17 protein-coding genes and 1 other RNA gene are annotated in these 17,823 nt (G+C 63.3%); 10 read left to right on the top strand and 8 right to left on the bottom strand.

The annotated features are described in order from the left end of the window. Nucleotides 1-338: pyruvate kinase (locus ACOJCM_RS06280; protein WP_445211214.1), on the bottom strand; the 338-nt coding region annotated here is incomplete at its 3' end. 357 nt (nt 339-695) lie between these two features. On the opposite strand from ACOJCM_RS06280, the gene gap reads away from it, so the two are divergent. Continuing rightward, the gene (gene gap, locus ACOJCM_RS06285) at nt 696-1,718 is read left to right on the top strand and encodes a type I glyceraldehyde-3-phosphate dehydrogenase (protein WP_445211215.1); all 1,023 of its coding nucleotides are present in this window, start codon (nt 696-698) and stop codon (nt 1,716-1,718) included. A gap of 78 nt (nt 1,719-1,796) precedes the next feature. Beyond that, nucleotides 1,797-2,048, top strand: coding sequence for a hypothetical protein (locus tag ACOJCM_RS06290; RefSeq protein ID WP_445211216.1), 252 nt, complete (start codon nt 1,797-1,799; stop codon nt 2,046-2,048). 114 nt (nt 2,049-2,162) lie between these two features. Here ACOJCM_RS06290 and ACOJCM_RS06295 read toward each other — a convergent pair whose 3' ends face one another. The 3 genes from ACOJCM_RS06295 to ACOJCM_RS06305 form a co-directional block, all read right to left on the bottom strand. Then, nucleotides 2,163-3,461 carry an aspartate kinase gene (locus ACOJCM_RS06295; RefSeq protein ID WP_445211217.1) on the bottom strand — a complete coding sequence of 433 codons (1,299 nt, stop codon included), beginning with the start codon at nt 3,459-3,461 and terminating at the stop codon, nt 2,163-2,165. A 143-nt stretch (nt 3,462-3,604) separates the two neighbouring features. Next, entirely contained in the window at nt 3,605-4,756 is a 1,152-nt protein-coding gene (gene nspC, locus ACOJCM_RS06300; RefSeq protein WP_445211218.1) for a carboxynorspermidine decarboxylase, read from the bottom strand. After that, on the bottom strand, nt 4,753-5,952 hold the full coding sequence (locus ACOJCM_RS06305; protein WP_445211219.1) for a saccharopine dehydrogenase family protein: 1,200 nt from the start codon (nt 5,950-5,952) through the stop codon (nt 4,753-4,755). Before ACOJCM_RS06305 ends, nspC begins: the two co-directional genes overlap by 4 nt. 498 nt (nt 5,953-6,450) lie before the next feature. Here ACOJCM_RS06305 and ACOJCM_RS06310 point away from each other — a divergent pair, with 498 nt between their 5' ends. Continuing rightward, a complete protein-coding gene (locus ACOJCM_RS06310; RefSeq protein WP_445211220.1) occupies nt 6,451-7,218 on the top strand; it encodes a Crp/Fnr family transcriptional regulator in 768 nt (255 codons plus the stop codon). 101 nt (nt 7,219-7,319) lie between these two features. After that, entirely contained in the window at nt 7,320-8,240 is a 921-nt protein-coding gene (locus tag ACOJCM_RS06315) for a DUF389 domain-containing protein (protein ID WP_445211221.1), read from the top strand. Between the two features lie 752 nt (nt 8,241-8,992). Here the strand turns inward: ACOJCM_RS06315 and ssrA are convergent. Both ssrA and smpB read right to left on the bottom strand, forming a co-directional pair. Further along, nucleotides 8,993-9,373, bottom strand: a transfer-messenger RNA (tmRNA) gene (gene ssrA, locus ACOJCM_RS06320). 122 nt (nt 9,374-9,495) lie between these two features. Then, nucleotides 9,496-9,987: an SsrA-binding protein SmpB gene (smpB, locus tag ACOJCM_RS06325; protein ID WP_445211222.1), complete on the bottom strand. Its 492-nt coding sequence runs from the start codon at nt 9,985-9,987 to the stop codon at nt 9,496-9,498. 129 nt (nt 9,988-10,116) lie between these two features. Between smpB and ACOJCM_RS06330 the strand changes: the two genes are divergently transcribed. Together ACOJCM_RS06330 and ACOJCM_RS06335 are read left to right on the top strand one after the other, a co-directional pair. Then, nucleotides 10,117-10,551, top strand: a complete 435-nt coding sequence (locus tag ACOJCM_RS06330; protein WP_445211223.1) for a type II toxin-antitoxin system RatA family toxin — start codon at nt 10,117-10,119, stop codon at nt 10,549-10,551. Continuing rightward, nucleotides 10,541-10,849 (top strand): RnfH family protein, encoded by a 309-nt coding sequence (locus ACOJCM_RS06335; RefSeq protein WP_445211224.1) that lies wholly within the window; start codon nt 10,541-10,543, stop codon nt 10,847-10,849. Before ACOJCM_RS06330 ends, ACOJCM_RS06335 begins: the two co-directional genes overlap by 11 nt. 21 nt (nt 10,850-10,870) lie before the next feature. Here the strand turns inward: ACOJCM_RS06335 and ACOJCM_RS06340 are convergent, their stop codons facing one another. Further along, a complete protein-coding gene (locus ACOJCM_RS06340; protein WP_445211225.1) occupies nt 10,871-11,356 on the bottom strand; it encodes an outer membrane protein assembly factor BamE domain-containing protein in 486 nt (161 codons plus the stop codon). Between the two features lie 72 nt (nt 11,357-11,428). Between ACOJCM_RS06340 and fur the strand changes: the two genes are divergently transcribed. Then, nucleotides 11,429-11,875, top strand: coding sequence for a ferric iron uptake transcriptional regulator (fur, locus tag ACOJCM_RS06345; RefSeq protein ID WP_445211226.1), 447 nt, complete (start codon nt 11,429-11,431; stop codon nt 11,873-11,875). Between the two features lie 81 nt (nt 11,876-11,956). On the opposite strand, the gene recN is transcribed toward fur, so the two are convergent. After that, the gene (gene recN / locus ACOJCM_RS06350) at nt 11,957-13,633 is read right to left on the bottom strand and encodes a DNA repair protein RecN (RefSeq protein WP_445211227.1); all 1,677 of its coding nucleotides are present in this window, start codon (nt 13,631-13,633) and stop codon (nt 11,957-11,959) included. A gap of 220 nt (nt 13,634-13,853) precedes the next feature. Between recN and grpE the strand changes: the two genes are divergently transcribed. The 3 genes from grpE to dnaJ all read left to right on the top strand — a co-directional run bounded on the left by grpE (nt 13,854) and on the right by dnaJ (nt 17,806). After that, nucleotides 13,854-14,483, top strand: coding sequence for a nucleotide exchange factor GrpE (gene grpE, locus ACOJCM_RS06355; RefSeq protein WP_445211228.1), 630 nt, complete (start codon nt 13,854-13,856; stop codon nt 14,481-14,483). Nucleotides 14,484-14,617: 134 nt separating this feature from the next. Further along, on the top strand, nt 14,618-16,549 hold the full coding sequence (gene dnaK / locus ACOJCM_RS06360) for a molecular chaperone DnaK (protein ID WP_445211229.1): 1,932 nt from the start codon (nt 14,618-14,620) through the stop codon (nt 16,547-16,549). A 105-nt stretch (nt 16,550-16,654) separates the two neighbouring features. Continuing rightward, nucleotides 16,655-17,806 (top strand): molecular chaperone DnaJ, encoded by a 1,152-nt coding sequence (gene dnaJ, locus ACOJCM_RS06365; RefSeq protein ID WP_445211230.1) that lies wholly within the window; start codon nt 16,655-16,657, stop codon nt 17,804-17,806. Nucleotides 17,807-17,823: the final 17 nt, after the last annotated feature.

Here is a 17,823-nt window from a genome sequence, read left to right on the forward strand (position 1 = left end):
CCGGCGTCGCCGGCCTCGGTGTCCATGGCCATGTCGAGCACGAAGGGCTGGCCCTCCTCGAGCACCACGGCGCCGTCGCGGAAGCGGGCGATGCGGATCTTGGGCCCCTGCAGGTCGCCCAGGGCGGCGACGCTCTTGCCCAGGCGGTCGGCGATCTGGCGCACGGCGATCAGCCGGCGGCGGTGATCGGCGGCGCTGCCGTGGGAGAAGTTGAGGCGCACCACGTCGACCCCGGTGCGAATCATGGCCTCCAGCACGCCCTCGCGGTCGCTGGCCGGGCCCAGGGTGGCGACGATCTTGGTGCGGCGAATGGGGGGGTGTGGCGACTGGGTTGACATCGCGATCCTCCGGCGTGGTGGTTGGCGGATGACTTACGGTAACGCCAGCAAGGTAATATTACTACAGAATATTCTCGATAAACGAGTTCGCTCCCTTCTCATAAGCCCTGCCAGCAGTAGGGGCATGGGTCATTTTCGCTTTCGCGAAAGTGAAAGTTTGTCGAACGCCGATCAGCATAAAGAGGCTTCAGTACGATGTTTATGTTGTAAAGTTACTAAAAGGCGCTTGAGTCTGTCGCTCTCCTGCGTCACATTGTGCGGTATTGCCATGAGCCGTGGGCCCGCGCGCATTCAAGAGCACGTCCTCCGCCAATCGGCTCGACTCCCTATCGACAACCCCTACGGAGGAAGCGAACCATGACGCTCAAGATCGCCATCAACGGGTTTGGCCGCATCGGCCGCAACGTGCTGCGTGCCCTGTACGAGAACGGGTATCGCAAGCAGATCCAGGTCGTAGCCATCAACGACCTGGGCGACCCCGCCCTCAATGCCCATCTGCTGCGGCACGACACCGTGCACGGCCACTTCCCCTTCAAGGTGGAACACGATGAGGAGAGCCTCAGCGTCGACGGGGATCGTATTGCCATCTTCTCCCAGCGTGACCCGTCCGCACTGCCCTGGAAGACGCTGGGCGTCGACCTGGTGATGGAGTGTACCGGCCTGTTCACCAAGCGTGAGGCTGCCGCCAAGCACCTCGAGGCCGGCGCGGAGCGCGTACTGATTTCCGCGCCCAGCGCGGATGCCGACGCCACTATCGTCTACGGGGTCAACGAGCACGTGCTGAAGCCCGAACACAAGGTGGTTTCCAACGCCTCCTGCACCACCAATTGCCTGGCCCCGGTGGCCAAGGCGCTCAACGACACGGTAGGCATCGAGAATGGGTTGATGACCACGGTGCATGCCTACACCAATGATCAGAACCTGTCCGATGTCTACCACAGCGACCCCTACCGGGCGCGCAGCGCCACGCATTCGATGATTCCGACCAAGACTGGCGCCGCCGCCGCGGTGGGCCTGGTACTGCCGGAGCTGGCGGGCAAGTTCGACGGGCTTGCCGTGCGCGTGCCGGTGATCAATGTCTCGCTGGTCGATCTGGTTTTCACCGCGGGGCGCGACACCAACAAAGACGAGATCAACGAGATCCTGGCCAAGGCCGCCGAGGTTTCCCCGGTGCTCTCCGTCAACGCCCAGCCGCTGGTCTCGATCGATTTCAATCACGACCCCAACTCTTCGACCTTCGATGCCAACCACACCCGAGTGAATGGCCTCCTGGTCAAGGTCATGGCCTGGTACGACAACGAGTGGGGCTTCTCCAACCGCATGCTCGACACTGCGCTGGCCATGCACGCCGTGGACGATGCCAAGCGGGACGCCGCCTGATGCGGTGACTCGCCTTTGCCCATCGCCGCTAACCTTGACTACGTTGAGAAAGTACATCCATGGATCAGGAGGTAAGTCATGAACCGTTATGGAGTGGGACTGCGTAGTGTGTTATTGGCCATTGCCGCCTCGCTGGCACTGGCGTTGGCCGGCTGTGGGACCAGCACTGGCGAGCGTGCGGCCAGCGGTGCCGGTGTCGGGGCTGCCGTAGGCGGCGCCGCCGGGGCGGCCACGGGAGGAAGTGCCGTGAAAGGGGCGGCGATCGGTGCCGGTGCGGGCGCCGCGACCGGGGCCGCCACCGATGAGGATGACATCGACCTGGACGATTGACGACGCCCTTCGCAAAGGGCGAGTTGGCGATAGTTCCTATTCCGCCGCACAGGTCGCATGACGGCCCGTGCGGCTTTTTCGACTCGCTCGTGGGCAGGCGGAGCGTGGCTGCGCTCAGTCGGGAATATGCCAGGTCTCGGGGCACTCCCGGCTATGGTACAGGCGCTGGGCGGTGGCATCGTTGCGCCGTTCGGCGAGCGTTTCGCGACCGGCGTCGAGAGCGTCCAACATACCTGGGCGGGGGTGGCGGACGGTCAGCAGCGTCAGTGCGTCTTCGCGTCTGACGGCATAATCCTGGTCGAGGGATGCGATGAAGGGTTGCAGGCGCTCGGGCTTGTCGTCGAGGCAGAGCGCGAAACGCATGGCGCCGCTGTCGACCAGGTTGGCGTGCAGGCCGGCCTTCACCAGGCGGCCGAGTATGTCGTGCTGGCGCGGTTCGTCCATGAAGGCGAAGTCGAGCGGCCGCACTTCCACCCAGACTTGATTCTCCCGTAGGACGCAGCAGGGTATGTCGGCATCATGGTCGCGCTCGGCGTCGATGACGGTGGGGGTGGCGTCGGGCGTTTCGAAGGAGCGTACCGTGAGCGGGATCGATTTCTCCTGCAATGGTCCCAGGGTCTTGGGGTGGATCACCTTCGCGCCGTGCCAGGCCAGCTCGGTGGCCTCGGCGTAGGAGAGGCGCTCGAGCTGCACCGCGTTGTCGAAGCGTCGCGGGTCGGCGTTGAAAAGCCCCGGCACGTCCTTCCAGATCACTACCTCACGGGCATCGAGGCAGTGAGCGAAGATTGCCGCGCTGAAGTCGGAGCCCTCGCGACCCAGCGTGGTGGCATAGCCTTCCTGGGTGCCGCCAATGAATCCCTGGGTCAGAATCACGCGCTGGCTGTTCGCCAAGTGTCGACGAACGGTTTCGGCCGTGGCCGCCCAGTCGAGATTGGCCGCCTGATGGCAGGCATCGGTGCGCACCAGCTCGCGAGCATCGTGCCAGTCGGTGGCGATACCGCAGTGGTTGAGCCAGGCCGCGACGATAGTGGTGGAGATCAGCTCGCCGTAGCAGACGGTTTGGTCATAGTGACTGGCATGAGTGTCGTGCCTGTGCTGGCGATGCTTCGCATCGAGTTCGTCAAACAGGGCGGAGACCCGCTCGGCAGGCGAACCCTGCGCCTTGCCGAAGAGCGCCTCGATCGTCTGGTGGTGTTCGGCCTGCAGCGCGTGGAGGCGCTCGCGGTAATCGTCGGCCCGGCTTTCATCACGGGCGGCGGCAAGCAGTCCCTGGAGCTTGTTGGTGGTCTTGCCCATGGCCGACACCACCACGACCAGCGGCCGGTCTGCATGGGTCTCGATCAGTGGCGTCAGGTGGCGAATGGCATCGGCATCCTTGATCGAGGCGCCGCCAAACTTGAAAACGGTGGTCATGTGGTTCTCCGTGTCAGCTGACTGTTCGCCCCTCACCATGGTGTAAAACCACGGGAAGGAAAAGGGGCCCCGGCCACGGCGTGCAAAAGCGGGTGCAGAGACGAAAAAGCCCCCGTATGGGGGCTTCCTGTTCGCGCCGCGTACTAGCTCAGGCGCTCCTTGTAGGCTTCATAGCCGAAACGCTTCACCGTGCGAACCTCACGGCTGACTTCATCCACCCGACAGATCGAGGGTAGGCGAATGCCATTGAAGGTGGTGGTCTTGACCATGGTGTAGTGGGCCATGTCGGTGAACACCAGGCGATCACCGATCGCCAGCGGCGTGTCGAAGGAATAGCTGCCGATCACGTCGCCGGCGAGGCATGTCGTGCCGCCCAGGCGGTAGGTATGTCCTTTCTCCCCCGGCTCGCCGGCCCCGATGATGTGCGGCCGGTAGGGCATTTCCAGGACGTCGGGCATGTGTGCGGTGGCGGAGGTGTCGAGGATGGCGTTAGGGCCGTCGTTCTCGACGATATCCAGCACCGTGCACACCAAGTAGCCGGTATTCAGCGCAATCGCCTCGCCGGGCTCCAGGTAGACGGTGAGGTGCGGATGCCGCTCGCGGAAGCCACGAATCAGCTGGACCAGCCGCTCGATGTCGTAATCGTCGCGGGTGATGTGGTGGCCGCCGCCGAAATTGACCCAGCGCAGGTCGGCCAGGTAACGACCGAACTTCTCCTCGAACGCTTCCAGGGTGACCTCGAGCGCGTCGCTGTTCTGCTCGCACAGGGTGTGGAAGTGCAGCCCCTCGAGGCCCGCCAGGTCGGCCGCTTCGAGCTGCGCCGCTCGCGTGCCAAGGCGTGAGCCAGGGGCACAAGGATCGTAGAGCGCCACCTTGCCTGTCGACCGCTCGGGATTGACGCGCAGCCCACAGGAAACCTGGCGCGGCGCCGCCGCAACGCTGTCACGGAAATGCCGCCACTGGCTCGGGGAGTTGAAACTGATATGGTCCGCATAGCGCAGTACCACTTCCATCTCCTCGTCAGTGAAGGCCGGCGAGTAGACATGCACCTCGCCGCCGAAGGTCTCCGCGCCCAGTCGCGCCTCGTCCTGTCCGCTGGCCGTGGTGCCAACCAGATACCGGCTCACTAGCGGGAAGGTATCCCACATGGCGAAGCCCTTGAGCGCCAGCAGGATTTTGGCGCCGCTCGTTTCCTGTACCTGCCCGAGCAGTTCCAGATTGCGACGTAGCAGTGCGTCATCGACCACGTAGGCCGGCGACGGGCAGGCGTGAATGTCGAAGTCGAGTCGTGTCATGCCAGGGGGTCGTGTTCCGGGTCGAGTTCCACCATCTGCCACGGCAGGCCCATGTCGCCGATGCGCGCCATGAAGGGGTCGGGATCGAGCTGCTCGACGTTGAACACGCCCGCGCCCTTCCAGATGCCTTCCAGCATCAGCATCGCCCCGGTCACCGCCGGCACGCCGGTGGTATAGGAGATCGCCTGGGACTTCACTTCACGGTAGCTCTCCTCGTGGTCGCAGATGTTGTAGATATACACCTTGCGCCGCTTACCGTCCTTGATGCCGTCTGCGATGATGCCGATGTTCGTCTTGCCCTTGGTGCGCGGGCCGAGCGAGGCCGGGTCGGGCAGCACCGCCTTGAGGAACTGCAGCGGGGAGATCTCACAGCCGTTCACCTCGATGGGCTCGATGCTCGTCATGCCGACGTTCTCGAGCACCTTGAGGTGGGTGATGTATCGCTCGGAGAAGGTCATCCAGAAGCGGATGCGCTCCAGTCCCTTGATGTTCTGGCTCAGGGACTCGAGCTCTTCATGATAGAGAAGGTAGATGTCCTTCTCGCCGATGCCGTCGAAGTCGAACTTGCGCTTCTCGGCCAGCGGCAGGGTCTCCTTCCACTCGCCTTTCTCCCAGTAGCGCCCGTTCGCGGTGATCTCGCGGATGTTGATCTCGGGATTGAAGTTGGTGGCGAACGGATAGCCGTGATCGCCGCCGTTGGCGTCGAGGATGTCGATGCGGTGGATCTCGTCGAACAGGTTCTTCTGGGCGTAGGCGCAGTAGATGTTGGTCATGCCCGGGTCGAAACCGCAGCCCAGGGTGGCCATGTTGCCTGCCTCGACGTAGCGGTCGTGGAAGGCCCACTGTTCCTTGTACTCGAACTTGGCCTCGTCCGGGTGCTCGTAGTTGGCCGTGTCCAGGTAGGGCACGCCGGTCTTGAGGCACGCCTCCATGATGGTCAGGTCCTGATAGGGCAGCGCCACGTGAATCAGCACGTCCGGCTTGAACGATTCGATCAGCGCGACCAGGGCGTCGACGCTGTCGGCATCCACCTGGGCGGTTTGAATCGGGCGGTCCAGCTGGGCCGCGATGGCCTTGCACTTGTCTTCATTGCGGCTGGCCAGACAGATCTCGCTGAACACTTCGGGATGCTGTGCGCACTTGTGTGTGACGACGCCTCCGACGCCGCCGGCGCCGATAATCAGGACTTTGCTCATGGGCCTCTCGAATCCAGATCGGGGAATGTCAATGAAAGGGTAGGGGCTTCTCGGTCATTCGGCCATCTCGTCATGCCCTGGCCCGATACGCCCGGTCTCGCTCAACGCTTGCGCGCAGATGATGGCCCCCCGTGAAGCCAGGGGCAAGTGATTTTGTCGTGATATATTAGACCAAAGAAGGGGGAGGGCGACAGCGGCGACGGTGAGCCCCAGGCGCCGGGTCGCGCGCAGAAAATCCGCTCGGCTTGCGATTTGGCGCATCGAGGCGTTGTGCATTCAAGGCCGTGTTTTTTCTAACTTTTTATTTCCTTGCTAACGATAAGGTTGTTCAAGAAAAAGCAGTGTTCAGGTTTGGCCCCGGCTGGTGCTCCGAAGGGGTTGCGTCTCATTCCGGCGAAGATTTGCCCATTAGCGAAGGTCAATAACCTGCGTTATGAATCCTTATATAAGCTTGTGGTTTAGTATGACGCCACGTAACCAAAGCCGGAGAGGCAGAGTGTGACCCTACTCGACAGTGTAGTGATACGGGAGCTTGGCCGTCACGCCGCGTTGACGGCGGAAGACAAGTCCCTGTTGTTGGGCCTAGAGCTCAATCCAAGGCGCATGTCGGCCGGGGAAGTGCTATGGCAGGAGAGCGCGGATGTCGATATGTTCTGCGTAATCAAGGAGGGCTGGGCCTACTCCTACCGTAACCTCGACAATGGCTCGATGCAGATTCTCAAGGTCTACCTTCCCGGTGATGTCATCGGCATGCGCGATTACGGCTTCTCCCGCCGGCTGGCGAGCGTGGCGATGATCAACGACGGTGTGGTCAGCCCCTTCACCTACCAGCAGCTCTTCGAGATCTTCGCTCGCTCGCCGGCATTGGCCGCCGGTGTTGTCGCCATGGCAATGCGCCAGCAGGCAATGCTCACCGAGCGTCTGGTATATATAGGGCGATACTCCGCCCACGAGCGGCTGGCGCACTTTCTCTACGAGTTGTACCAGCGCCTCAAGCGGATCGGCGCTGTGGAGGAGAACGGTTTTCTCATGCCGCTCTCGCAGGAACAGATCGGCGATGCGCTGGGACTGAGTGCGGTGCATGTAAGCCGGACCTTTTCGATGCTGCGTGACGAGGGGCTGGTGATCCGCGATCGCCATCACTTGATACTGCCCGATCCGGATGCCCTGGCTCGGCTGGTAGACTTCAACGGCACCTACATCGACGAAACCCTGCCTGCCGCCTTCCACCATTTTCAGGAGTCGTCTCGAATAGCACCGGCCTGAACGGGCGATAAGGGAGGGGGTATACCGAAAGAAGCACCCCTTGGGTGCTTCTTTCGTCTATCGCCCATACTCCAGCGACAAGGATGTCAAAGGAGGCAACCATGCCGCGTTCCATCGAAGTCAGCGCACCTTCCGACACGATCGACTGCATTCTTGAGCAGACCGCATCGGTTAACGGCGTCGTCAGCCTTTCTCGCCAAAAGGATGCCTCCCTCCTCCCCCAAGGCGATGTGCTCACCATTCAGGCAACGGATGAAGCGACACGCTCGCTGCTCGCTATACTGACCAACCTGGATGCGACCGTGAAGGGAACGGTCAGCCTCAGCGAACCTACCAGTTTGCTTTCGTCCGACTACCAAAAGGTGATCGACAAGGAGTCGAACGAGACGATATGGGATGACATGGCATTCCTGCTGCGCCGCGATACCAATGTCTCCTCCAACTATCTTGCCCTGATGACACTCGCGGGGGCCATCACGGCTGCCGGCCTCTGGTCCGACACGCTGCATCTGATCATCGGATCGATGATTATTGCTCCCGCCTTCGAGCCCCTGTTGCGGATGCCCCTGGGCCTGATTACGCGGGCCAAGGAGCTCGTGCCGAGCGGCTTGTTCTCGACGGGGGCAGGCTATCTTGCGCTTGCCTTGGGGGCGGCACTTTCCGCCAGCATACTGAACCTATGGGAGCCAGGTGCCAAGCACGGGCTGGCCGAGCAGCAGTGGGTTGAGTATTGGTCGACGCTCACGTTTCCCGGTGTGCTTATTTCCTGCTTCGGAGCGATAGCGGGGCCGATCATCGTCAGTGCCCAGCGCTCGGTCATGACCGTGGGTGTCATGATCACCCTCGCTCTGATTCCCAGTATGGGCATCGTGGGGCTGGGGCTGGCGATGGGAGATGTGGCCCTTGCGGGGCAAGGGGCGGTTCGTTGGTTGGTGGATGCCGTGCTCGTCACCGTCATGAGCGCCCTCGTGTTCGGGCTCAAGAAGCGCTTTCTGCACCATCGTCTGCATGCGCTCAGCTAGCGAGGAGCGGTTGAGGCTATGTAGGAAATTGCTTACAACACTCTGATCAGAATTCTTACAGGGTCCTCTATCTTGGGTTAAACCATTTTTCTCGTGGAGCGACTATCTTGTCGATACCGGGCAAGGGAAAGCCCTACAGGGAAGATCGAGCGACGGAACGCTCAGAGCCAAGGATGCTTGGGCAGGACGCCCAAGGTTGGTGGATAGGGAAGCGTCGATTGAAAGCCCGGCCCCGGTGGTCGGGCTTTTTCTTGGGCGGGAATGGGGTGTAAAGAGAGATGCTGAGCTTTTGCGTTCCTGCAGGGTTCGCCACAATATCGCGTCTCATCGCACCTGTCCCGGCCACAGGCCGGGGCTTTTTCCTTTCTTGCGGCCAGCATCAGCGCATTATGGGTGCACGGCCGGCTTTGAGAGCAAGCCTATGAGCCCGACGAATGAGCGTGCGCAATTTCGCCGTGACAAACGGCTGCGTTGTGCCACGCTTATAGATGCGCCAGGGAGGGGGCAACGGGATGAGCCCGGCCGGGATCGGCCGGGCTTTCGTTTTTCTGGCCCTCACTGGCACTAGGCCAATTGAAGACGCGACACGTGCCATCTGTGCCACTCCCAATCGCTCGGTATCGGCCCTACAGGATAGCGCGTCTGAAGGAGCGCTATTACCGCGGTTAGCGCATGAGTCAACGAGGCAGGCGCAGACCATGCTCTATGGAAACGAAAAAAGCACCCGAAGGTGCTTGATTCGTATGCTGAGTTGGTGGAGGCGGCGGGAATCGAACCCGCGTCCGCCGGCACTCGCTCTTCGGCTCTACATGCTTAGGTCCGTCTTTTGGTTTAACGCTACTGGCTCCGACGGGCAGGATCCAGCAACGCGATTCCTCTAAGGTTTAGCGATTGACGAGAGGACGTCGCCAACCGCGATCCCATCAGTTTTAGCTCATATCCCCTCCGCGATGAATGGGCACATCGCTTTGGGGCCGGGCTAGAAGCTAACAGCTATTTAAGCTGCCAGCGCGCCCTGAGCGTAGGTGTCGTCGTTTGCGACTATTTAGTCGTGATGTTGGATTTACGAGATACATCACGCTCTCGGCATGCACCTAGGAGGTTGTCACCGGCGTCGAAGCCATGTCGCCCCCGTAGCAGACCCATCTTACCAGTTTGGGCCATTCTATGACACCTGCGGGATGGGTCGGTTCCATCATTTCCCCGCTTCTTGTCTTTCGGGGGGAGCCACCAGGCGTTCGTGGATTATGACCGCTCAGGCCTTGGCATGTTCCCGCATGATGCGTCCCTTCTGCCGCTGCCAGTCGCGGTCCTTCTCGGTGGCACGCTTGTCGTGCAGCTTCTTGCCTGTCACCAGCGCCAGCTCGCACTTCACCTTGTTGCCTTTCCAGTAGAGCTTGAGCGGCACGCAGGTGTGGCCCTTCTCCTGCGAGCGAGAGAAGATCCTGGCGATCTCCTTGCGATGCAGTAGCAGTTTGCGCGTGCGCGAAGGGTCGGCGATCTCGTGCGTGCTGGCGGTATTGAGCGGTGTGATATGGCTGCCCAGCAGCCAGGCCTCGCCATCCTTCACCAGGATGTAAGTGTCGGTGAGCTGAGCCTTGCCGGCGCGCAGGCTCTTCACCTCCCAGCCGGCCAGCACCAGGCCGGCTTCGAAGGTCTCGTCGACGTGGTACTCGAAGCGAGCCTTCTTGTTCTGGGCGATGACGCTGCTGCCGGGACCCTTGCCCTTGCCTTTCTTGTTGGCCATGGAACCTCGTGTCATGTTCTGCCGATTGGCAACGTTCCCTTCGATATGGGGGGAAGCGTGATACCATTCAAGGCGTGAAATAACCGCTCATGATACGCCCTGGGCACTGTGAAGTCAGCGGAGAGCTCAATGCCAATGGTCAATCGGTCCGCCCTGGTGCGGCACACCCCGCGGGAGATGTTCGAACTGGTCAACGACTTCGAGCGCTATCCGGAGTTCCTGCCGGGCTGTCGCCGGGCCAGGCTGCTCGAGCGCGACGACTCGCACCTGATCGGTGAGATGACCCTGGGGCGGGCGGGGATCGAGCAGAGCTTCACCACCCGCAACGACCTGATTGAACCCGAGCGCATCGAAATGTCGCTGGTCAGCGGCCCCTTCAAGCGCCTGCGCGGCCGCTGGCTGTTCCTGCCGATGGGGGAGGGCGCCTGCAAGGTCAGCCTGGAGCTCGAATTCGAGTTCGCCAATCGGCTCCTGGGCATGGCTTTCGGCAAGCTGTTCCAGCAGGTGGCAGGCCAGTTGGTCGAGGCCTTCACCCGGCGCGCCGACGAGCTGTATGGGCGCTGAGGTGGAGATCGAGGTGGAAGTCGCCTTCGCGCTACCCGACAGGCAGCGTATCGTGACCTTGTTGGTGCCGCCCGGAACCAGCGCCCGCCAGGCCGTTGCCCTGGCCGGGCTGGAGCGGCTTTTTCCCGAGGTGACGGCCGCCGCCCTGGCCGAAGCGGACCTGGGTATCTTTGGCCAGCTGTTGCGCGACCCCGAGACACACCAGCTGCGCGAGGGCGATCGGGTCGAAGTCTATCGCCCGCTCGAGATCGATCCCAAGGAGGCGCGTGCCCGGCGCGCCGAGCGCGCCGGGCAATAACGCCAGCGGCGAGCGTTCGCGCTAGATGTCGAGCGGTTCGGTGGAGGCCGGTTCGCCGCCTCTCGGCAGGGTGCCGCCGGCATCGGGAGCACGCTCCGGCACTGCCTCGGGCTGGCTTTCGGGTAGCATGCCGGCGGGATCGGAGCCCTCGGAGGGCGGGCCGATATCGTCCTGGGGGGTCAGATCGATGTCGGCGCTCATGTTCCCCTGTTGTTCGATATCGACCAGGCGATCACCGGCGAAGGTCAGCGTTACCCGACGCTGCTGCACGCCGCCGTAGGCCTCGTCGAGGCGAAACACGTAGTCCCACTGGTTGGCATCGAAGGGTGCTTCCAGCAACGGGCGGCCCAGCACGTCGACGACCTGGGCGCGGCTCATGCCGGGCTGGAGCTGCTGCACCATGCCCTCGGTGATGTAGTTGCCCTGCGGAATGTCGCGCTTGTAGACGCAGCCGCCAGCGACTGTCAGGGCGATGACGAGGGGAAGGGTTTTGATCAGCTTTTGCATTTGAGTCCGTTCTTCACTATCGTGGATTCGGTCGATCATACCCGACCCTACCTGATACTGCGAAGAGCTAACATGGCCGACCAGAACCATGAACTGCGCAAGGCGGGCCTCAAGGTCACCTTGCCCCGAGTGAAGATCCTGCAGATCCTCGAAAATGCCACGGGCCAGCACCACCTGAGCGCCGAGGATGTCTACAAGACCCTGCTGGAAGCCGGGGAGGACGTTGGCCTGGCCACTGTCTATCGCGTGCTGACCCAGTTCGAGTCGGCGGGTTTGGTGAATCGCCACAATTTCGATGGCGGGCATGCCGTCTTCGAAATCTCCCAGGAAGAGCACCACGATCACATGGTGTGCCTGGACAGTGGCGAGATCATCGAATTTTTTGACGAAACCATCGAGCGTCGCCAGCAGGAATTGGCCGAGGAGCACGGCTACGAGCTCGTCGATCACGCTCTGGTGCTCTATGTGCGCCCGCGCGGCTCCAATACCACCCGCCAGGAAGGTTCGCCGCGCAAGTAGGCGCCTTTCCGTTGACGATGCGAAGCGGCCCCGATCCATGATCGGGGCCGTTTTCGTCGAGGCAAGGAAAAGACCGCGGCGTCAGTGGGCGGCGCCCTGCTGGCTGGCATCGAGCATCTCCCTGGCGTGGGCCAGGGTACGGTCGGAAAGGTTGACGCCACCGAGCATCCGCGCCAGCTCGCTGACCCGGCCGGCCTCGTCGAGCAGGGCCATGCGCGTCAGCGTGGTGTTGCGCTTGGCCTGCTTCTCGATATGCAGATGGTGATGGGCCTGGGCCGCCACCTGGGGCAAGTGGGTGACGGTCATCACCTGACCGTTGTCGCCCAGCCGGCGCAACAACTGCCCGACGATCTCGGCGGTGGCGCCGGAGATGCCCACGTCCACTTCGTCGAATACCAGGCTGGGGATGGTCGAATGGCGCGCCGCGACCACCTGGATCGCCAGGCTGATGCGTGACAACTCGCCGCCGGAAGCGACCTTGGCCAGTGGCCGTGGCGGTTGGCCGGGGTTGGCGCTGATCAGGAAGCGCACCTCCTCCATGCCGTCGGCCTGAGGAGTTTGGCGGCTCGCCACTTCAACGGCGAAGCGCGCCTTGCCCATGGCCAGGAAGGCGAGCTGCTCCTGCACCGCCTTGCCGAAGCGCTCCGCAGCCTGCCGACGGGACTCGCCGACTCGTCGTGCCTGCTCACGCCAGGCATCGCGCAGGGCCTCGACCTCCCCGCGCAGCGCCTCGAGGTCGTGCTCACCCCCTTCCAGGCCCTCCAGCTCGGCCTGCAACCGGCGATGCAGGGTGGGCAGTTCCTCTGGCATCACGTGGTGCTTGCGCGCGATGCGGTGAACCTCGCCGAGGCGCGACTCCACCCAGGCCAGCCGCTCCGGGTCCAGCTCGGTGGTGTCGACGAATCGGTTGAGCTCGCGCACGGCCTCCTCGACCTGGATACGCGCCTCGCCGAGCATGGCAAGCACTTCGGCCAGCGTGCCGCGGTCGCTACCCGGCAGCGGGTCGAGCCGATGCGCCGCCTGGTTCAGCAACGAAAGCACGCCGCCTTCGTCGCTGTCGCAGCATTCAGCCGTCAGCTGCGCCTCCCGCAGCGTCTCCTCGGCGTGGGCGAGCTGCTCCTGTTCGTGTTCCAGGGTGGCCAACTCCTCCTCGCCCAGGGCCAGGGTATCCAGTTCCTCGACCTGGTAGCGCAACAGCTGACGGCGCGCCTGCACCTCGTCGCCGCTCTCGGTCAATTGCTTGAGTCGGCGCCGGCTCGACTGCCAGCGCCGGAACGTCTCGGTGAGTTCGCCCACGGTGCTGCGGTTTCCGGCAAAATCGTCGAGCAGCCGCAGGTGGGTCTCTTCGCGCAGCAGCAGCTGGTGGGCGTGCTGGCCGTGAATTTCGACCAGATGCTCACCCAGCGCCTTGAGGTCGGCCACGGTGGCCGGCTGACCGTTGATCCATGCCTTGGAACGGCCGCTTGCCGTTACCACGCGGCGCAGCAGGCAGTCGTCGGCCGGCAGCTCGCGTTCGGCGAGCCAGCCGCGGGCAGCCGGCAGGCTGGCGATGTCGAAGCGTGCCGAGAGGTCGGCCCGCTCGCAGCCATGACGCACGCTACCGGCATCGGCGCGTTCACCGAGGCATAGCCCCAGGGCGCCCAGCAGGATGGATTTGCCGGCACCGGTCTCGCCCGTAATGGCGGTCATGCCGCCGGCAAGCTCCAGGTCGAGCGTGTCGACGATGGCGTAATCGCGTATGGCGAGCTGAATCAGCATGAGACCTCCCGGCGGTCGGCGCGAAAATGCTGGATATGCATACAACTTAATGCGTTTTTATACAGTAGTCGAGTTCCGCTCTCAATATGCCCTGTGCACCTTGGCGCCGTATCACTTGAGATTGGCCCAAGGGCCCCCATATAGGCGGCAGACCGTAAAGGCTTTTGCCGAATCGAACCCTTCCGGCCTGACTGGGCCGGCGTTGCTTCAGGAGATGCGCATGGCTAAAGAACCCCAGACCCCGCTTGACGATGAGCTGGAACGGCGCGAGGAAGAGGCTCGGCCGGAACCGGTGCAAGGTGAACTGGACGACGCGGTAGGCCTTGGGGATGGCGAGGCCACTGCTTCCGAGGAACCGTCGACGGTGAGCGACAACCCCGAGGCCGACATGTTGGCCGCTCAGGTCGAGGAACTGGAGCAGAGCCTGGCCGAGGCCAAGGATCAGGCGCTACGCGCCGCCGCCGAGGCGCAGAATGTGCGTCGACGGGCCGAGCAGGAGGCCGAGAAGGCGCGCAAGTTCGCTCTCGAGCGCTTCGTCAAGGAGCTGCTGCCGGTAGTCGATAGCCTGGAGAAGGCACTCGAATCCATGGGCGAGGATGCCACCGAGGCGCACCGCGAGGGCGTTGCCATGACGCTGAAAATGCAGCAGGACGTGCTGGCGAAGTTCGGCGTCGAGACGCTCGAGCCCACCGGCGAGCCGTTCGACCCGCAGTACCACGAGGCCATGGCCATGGTGCCCAATCCCGAGCTTGAGCCCAACAGCGTGATGGAAGTGGTCCAGAAGGGCTACACGCTCAATGGCCGCCTGGTACGCCCGGCCATGGTGGTGGTCAGCCAGGCCGCCGGCTGAGTCCGGTCGACGTTACCTATCAGCGAAAGCAGGGGCAGGGCTTGAAAACGCTCGAGGCGCCCCCCAGATAGACGTCAACCGCGGCAGTTGCCGCAGAGATGAATTCAAGGCAAACGATTTTTTGAGGATTTCCTATGGGACGCATCATCGGTATTGACCTGGGGACAACCAACTCTTGTGTGGCCGTGCTCGACGGCGACAGCGCCAAGGTGATAGAGAACGCCGAAGGCGCCCGCACCACGCCCTCCATCATCGCCTATACCGACGATGGCGAGATTCTGGTAGGGCAGTCGGCCAAGCGCCAGGCGGTGACCAACCCGCAGAACACCCTTTACGCCATCAAGCGCCTGATCGGTCGTCGCTTCAAGGACGATGTCGTGCAGAAGGACATCAAGATGGTGCCCTACGGCATCGTCGAGGCCGACAACGGCGACGCCTGGGTCGAGGTGAAGGGCAAGAAGCTGGCGCCGCCGCAGGTCAGCGCCGAAGTGCTGAAGAAAATGAAGAAGACCGCCGAGGATTACCTGGGCGAGACTGTGACCGAGGCGGTGATCACCGTACCGGCCTACTTCAACGACTCCCAGCGCCAGGCCACCAAGGACGCCGGGCGCATTGCCGGTCTCGAGGTCAAGCGCATCATCAACGAGCCCACTGCGGCGGCGCTGGCCTACGGCATGGACAAGGCGCGCGGCGACAAGACCATCGCCGTGTACGACCTGGGCGGCGGTACCTTCGATATCTCGATCATCGAAGTGGCCGACGTTGACGGCGAGACCCAGTTCGAGGTGCTGGCCACCAACGGCGACACCTTCCTGGGCGGTGAAGACTTCGACATGAAGCTGATCAACTACCTCGTCGATCAGTTCAAGGCCGACAGCGGTATCGACCTCTCCGGCGACAACCTGGCCATGCAGCGCCTCAAGGAAGCCGCCGAGAAGGCCAAGATCGAGCTGTCCAGCGCACAGCAGACCGACGTCAACCTGCCGTACATCACGGCCGACAACACCGGCCCGAAGCACCTCAACGTGAAGGTGACCCGGGCCAAGCTGGAATCGCTGGTGGAGGAGCTGGTCGAGCGCTCCATGGGGCCGTGCAAGACCGCACTGGCCGACGCCGGCCTGTCCGCTTCCGAAATCGACGACGTGATCCTGGTCGGCGGCCAGACCCGCATGCCGCTGGTGCAGAAGAAGGTTGCCGACTTCTTCGGCAAGGAAGCCCGCAAGGACGTCAACCCCGACGAGGCCGTGGCCGTGGGTGCGGCAATCCAGGGTGGTGTGCTGGGCGGCGACGTCAAGGACGTGCTGCTGCTTGACGTAACCCCGCTGACCCTGGGCATCGAGACCCTGGGTGGTGTAATGACGCCGCTGATCGAGAAGAACACCACCATCCCGACCAAGAAGACCCAGACCTTCTCGACCGCGGATGACAACCAGACGGCCGTGACCATCCACGTGCTGCAGGGCGAGCGCAAGCAGGCGTCGCAGAACAAGTCGCTGGGCCGCTTCGACCTGGCCGACATCCCGCCGGCGCCGCGCGGCGTGCCGCAGATCGAGGTGGCGTTCGATCTCGATGCCAACGGCATCCTCAACGTGTCGGCCAAGGACAAGGCCACCGGCAAGGAACAGTCGATTGTCATCAAGGCCTCCAGCGGTCTCTCCGATGAAGAGATCGAGCAGATGGTCCGCGATGCCGAGGCGCATGCCGACGAGGACAAGAAGTTCGAGGAACTGGTCGCCCTGCGCAACCAGGCCGACGGCATGATCCACGCCTCGCGCAAGACCCTCGAGGAAGCCAGCGACAAGGCGACCGACGAGGAGAAGCAGGCCATCGAGAGCGCCATCTCCGAGCTGGAGGAAGCGCTCAAGGGTGACGACAAGGACGCCATCCAGGCCAAGCTGGACGCGCTGACCGAAGCCTCCGGTAGCCTGGCCCAGAAGCTCTACGCCGAGCAGGCCGAGGCGGCCCAGCAGGCGGGCGGTGAGCAGGCCGAGGCCGGTGGCAAGCCGGACGAGGACGTGGTCGACGCGGAATACGAAGAAGTCAACGACGACCAGAAAAAGCAGTAATCGCCAAGGCAGTGCCACGGATGCCGGTAGCGCGGGGGGACGACTCCCGCGTTGCCGTTTCCGCGGATCGGGCAGAACTGCCTAGACCAGGAGGCGCATGGACCCATGTCCAAACGCGATTTTTACGAGGTGCTCGGCGTCGAACGCGACGCCGACACGAAGGACATAAAAAAAGCCTACCGACGGCTGGCGCAGAAGTACCACCCGGACCGCAACCCGGGTGATGACACCGCGGCCGAGAAGTTCCGCGAGGTCTCAGAGGCCTACGAGGTACTCTCCGACAGCGAGAAGCGCGCCGCCTACGACCAGTTCGGGCATGCCGGCGTCGACGGCCAGGCCGGTGGCTTCGGCGCTGGCGGCTTCGGCGGCGCCGGGGCCGGTGGCTTCAGCGACATCTTCGGCGACGTGTTCGGCGACATTTTCGGTGGCGGCGGCGGCCGGCGCAGCCCGCATGCGCCACAGCGCGGCAGCGACCTGCGCTACAACCTGGAGCTCGATCTCGAGAGTGCCGTCGCCGGCACCACCGTCGACATCCGCGTACCGCGCCACGTGGAGTGCGACCGCTGCGATGGCCAGGGTGCCGAGCCGGGCTCCACCAAGGAGACCTGCCCCACCTGTAACGGCCTCGGCCAGGTGCGCATGCAGCAGGGCTTCTTCGCCGTTCAGCAGACCTGCCCCACCTGCCACGGCAGCGGGGTGCACATCAAGGTGCCCTGCCACAAATGCCATGGCGAGGGCCGCATGCGCGAGACCCGCACCCTGTCGGTGAAGATTCCCGCCGGGGTGGATACCGGCGATCGCATTCGTCTCAACGGCGAGGGCGAGTCCGGCATCAATGGCGGCCCGCCCGGCGACCTCTATGTGCAGGTGGCGATCAAGCCGCACCACATCTTCCAGCGTGACGGCAAGCACCTGCAGTGCGAGGTGCCGATCAACTTTGTCGACGCCGCGCTCGGGGGCGAGCTCGAAGTACCGACACTGGATGGCCGGGTCAAGCTCAAGATCCCGCCCGAAACCCAGACCGGCAAGCTGTTCCGTCTGCGTGGCAAGGGCGTCAAGCCCGTCCGCGGCGGCCCGCCGGGCGACCTGCTGTGCAAGGTCGTGGTGGAAACCCCGGTCAACCTCGACGAGGAGCAGAAGGCGCTCCTGCGCCAACTGCAGGAGAGCCTCGACGGCAGCAACAGCCGCAGCCACTCGCCGAAGAAGACCAGCTTCTTCGACGGCGTGAAGAAGTTCTTCGAGGACATGAAGCCGTAAGCGTCGCTGTCTCGATA

It is taken from the genome of Billgrantia hypersalina (genome assembly GCF_052584175.1).